Genomic DNA, 3481 nt, shown 5'->3' on the forward strand with positions numbered 1-3481 from the left:
ATTGACTGCTATGTAGCAGAACATCCAGAAATGCTGGTATCGCCAGAAGCTGAGGAAGTCTTCTTTAACGACGAATATCCCATCTTTGCTGCTAAACATTTGATGTGTGCAGCCGCAGAAACTGGTATTCCTACTAATAAAATCAAGCACTACTTTGGCACAGCAGCTTATGAGGTAGCAAAACTCCTGTTAGCCCAAGGGCATCTAAATAAAGGTCGTAATGGACTGTGGGCAAAGGGTTATCCCCATAAAGATGTTAACTTTCGGGGTGGCTTATCCCAAACTACCATCAAGCTAGTAGATGCAGAATCAGGGGAAGAACTAGAGGAAATCTCAGAAGATATTGCTCACCGGGAAGTCCATCCCCAAGCCATCTACAAACGACAAGATGCCAATGGACGAATGCTGACTTATCAGTGCATCTCCCTTGACTTGAACAGCAAGCAAGCAATTTTAAAACAGACAGCAGATAGCTCACTGTTTACAGTTGCAGTTACAGAATCAGAAACCAGCAGTCTAACAGTGCTAACTGATCCGGTGAAGTTACCATTGCTGTTTTCTCAAGTCAGTGATGTTGATGATTGTCAGGAATACTTAACCCTGTCACTTAGTTTTGGTGAAGTTAAACACATTACCACTGGTTACAGTTTAATGAACCAAATCTATGAACAGACTTGTTTGAACAAGCGGTGTCTTAACTATAAAGAGCCGCTACCTAAAGAACATCGTTGTCCACTTTGTAGCAAACTCACACGCAAAGCTGTAATTGTGAAAACCCTGTCAGAAGAAAAGTTTGAGCAGCCTTTCCGTACTCAATTTTCAGCACCAATGGTCAAAGTAGCGATTAACTCAAGTGCGCGGGAATACCTCCAGCACAATGCCAAAGAAACTAGAACCAATTTAACCCGCAGTGGAGAACCGATTCCACCAGGCTATCAACAGTTGTGGGAATATTCCAGTACCTTGATTGCTATCCACAGCTTTGGGCATCAAATTATGAGAGCGTTACAGCTGGTGGCTAGAGTTGACCCAAAACAGGTGAATTTTACAGTAGTGAAGGAGTTAGGGGAAAATAACAATTACACAGGCTATTTCTATGATACCAGTGATGGTGGTAATGGTGCGGCTGAAGCTGTGTTTAAACATCTGCCAAAACTTGCTAGTGCTGCTAAGGCGATCGCACGAGATTGTAATTGCGATACTGGCTGTGCCAAGTGCCTAATTCAACATGGTTGCCCTGATGGTAACATTGCTTTATTGAAGCAAATGGGATTACTGTTGTTAGATGCGATGATCTCCGGTCGGTCGGAGACCATCGCCTCCGACAAAACGTAGCCCATTGCTACACCTGATGTTTGACACAAGCATCGTCGTAGACATCGCTCAACTTCCAGATTTTATTGTTCCAGATACTCAATCACTGCCTCCAAGTCTGCAATCGCCCGATTAAATCGATTGAGCATTGCCTCTGCTACTTCTGGTTGGGCGTTGACAGTCGGTAGTTTTTCTGTGACCACACCTTTGAGTGCTTCTAGCCACAGCGACAAATTTGTATGTCGAACTGCTGTCAACAATCCCATGTTGGTGAGAACAGACAAATGAAACCCAAGTTGATCTTGTCCACCATAACCCAAATATCCGTTACTCAGTTCTAGTTTTTCTGGAGTAAATTCAAAATACTGGTCAGAGGTAATGCCAGCAGATTCTAGTTTGGGTTGTGGTAATGGAGGTTGGGATTGAGTCATTATCAATTAGGATTGTTGTACAGCAGGTAATTTTGACATTTGCAAAACACTGTCTGACCAAATGCCAAGTTCTTGAATAATCTGGTTTTTAGCATCTGTGTCATTCCAAGCTTGTTCCCACTTAAACAGCCAGCGTGTGAGAAACCTTCCTAAGTTTGCTAACTCAAAAGCATTGTCAATATCTATATCTGGGGCTATCCACTCAAGAAAATACATAGTCTCTCTAATCAGGCTTTTGACCACATCCTCATGTGTAGACTCACTGAAAATTTGACTTATCCGTGCTAAATTAGTTGCCAATTTTTCCAATCTAACAGGAATACTATCTTGCACAAAGGTTTCTTGCTCATAAGTTAAGCCACTATTCATCCCAGAAACTCCATAATAATTGCGGCAACCTGTTCTCTAATCTTAACGTCCATAATTTCCATTGAACGATTCTGTCGGGGACGGAGATTAACCATAGACTCATAGATTATCTGTTGTGTATCAGGTCTAAAACTAGCAGCCCAAATATCACTCTGCTTACTACCATCTTCTAGCAACGCCTGTTCACAGTAAAAGTGCATTTCACCTCCCCCAGCCAGAATCCGATGTTCAATATCTACCGCTACCTTAATATAAAACTTTAACTCTTGTAGCATCTGCTCAATTTGCCCCGGTGTAGCACGAACTCTAATAATCTCAATCAAAAAACTTACTCCTATTAAACATACGCTTGCCCTGGCTATCTTGCCTAATTACATCAGCCTTCAACTATCAACATTAAAACCCAATTGGTGCGTAGCTTTGTAACTAAATTTTCTACTTCCTGCAACTGGACTTCCTGCAACCGGCAATACGCTGTATATCTGTATTGAAGCATAATTAATCGAAGTAATTAATTTGCAGCTTACCGCTGCATGGGAGAGATGTTATATTCTCCCAACCATGCCAGTAATTAATCTTGCCGATATTCAACAAATTACTAAAACACAACAACAAGTCCTATTCCCCAGTCAAAAATATCATCCAAATCGCTCTGCCTTTGACTCTATAGTTGCAGATAACTTCTCTTTGGTGATGAGACAACTATTTTTAGGACTGACTGTAGAACCTTTATTAAATGCCTATCCTCAAATTGCTCAGTGGGTTGATCAAATACAGGAACTTGCACCGGAAATTTTTCAATCTCGGAAAAAGTTATTAGTCGATAATCCAGTTATTGCACCTCTTGCAATTAATGACGACAAGCACTTTATTCAAGTATTAACAAATATAGCATTTAAACAAGGTATTCCCAGGCTTTATGAATGGGCTATACGCCATCCACATTTAAGCTGGCAAGACCGGGTGAAGCTGTGGACTACGGCTAGACAATACTCAGTCACTCCTAACCAAATACAACTCGTAGTTTTAGCATTACATCCTATTAAACCAGCCCAAAGATTAAATGTACGCTGGAATAAAAAGGATCAGATGCAGACTGAAAAATGGTTAATTAAACTACTGACTCAATCTCCAGATAACAAATCACAATCAAATATAGTCATTCCTGAGTTATCGTCAATGGTCAATTTAGAAGCTATTCCAGAAGTCAAGATTTAAGAGGCTAATGCCTCTGCCATTGGCAAATGTTTATTAAAGATAACACCAATGGTACTCAAATCAACTTTTGAACATGGATGGCTATTATCAAAACTACTGAAATTAGATGATGAATATCAAGGTAGGTGGGAGCAATGGCGATGGACAAT

The 3481-nt window shown here is 40.7% G+C and carries 5 protein-coding genes; 2 read left to right on the forward strand and 3 right to left on the reverse strand.

All coding sequences use genetic code 11. From position 1 onward, the window contains the following. Positions 1-1335 (forward strand): Zn-binding domain-containing protein (locus AC1F2U_RS34455; protein WP_480265230.1); only part of this gene is annotated, 1335 nt, incomplete at its 5' end. A 62-nt stretch (positions 1336-1397) separates the two neighbouring features. Here the strand turns inward: AC1F2U_RS34455 and AC1F2U_RS34460 are convergent. Genes AC1F2U_RS34460 through AC1F2U_RS34470 form a run of 3 tightly spaced genes read right to left on the reverse strand, consistent with a single transcriptional unit; the run spans position 1398 to position 2437 of the window. Continuing rightward, a complete protein-coding gene (locus tag AC1F2U_RS34460; protein WP_480265231.1) occupies positions 1398-1745 on the reverse strand; it encodes a hypothetical protein in 348 nt (115 codons plus the stop codon). Between the two features lie 6 nt (positions 1746-1751). Beyond that, the gene (locus AC1F2U_RS34465; RefSeq protein ID WP_480265232.1) at positions 1752-2114 is read right to left on the reverse strand and encodes a hypothetical protein; all 363 of its coding nucleotides are present in this window, start codon (positions 2112-2114) and stop codon (positions 1752-1754) included. Then, positions 2111-2437: a DUF5674 family protein gene (locus AC1F2U_RS34470; protein ID WP_084177611.1), complete on the reverse strand. Its 327-nt coding sequence runs from the start codon at positions 2435-2437 to the stop codon at positions 2111-2113. Before AC1F2U_RS34470 ends, AC1F2U_RS34465 begins: the two co-directional genes overlap by 4 nt. A 238-nt stretch (positions 2438-2675) precedes the next feature. Between AC1F2U_RS34470 and AC1F2U_RS34475 the strand changes: the two genes are divergently transcribed. Next, positions 2676-3332, forward strand: coding sequence for a hypothetical protein (locus AC1F2U_RS34475; RefSeq protein ID WP_480265233.1), 657 nt, complete (start codon positions 2676-2678; stop codon positions 3330-3332). Positions 3333-3481 lie beyond the last annotated feature (149 nt).

The organism is Nostoc sp. LEGE 12454 (assembly GCF_056620565.1).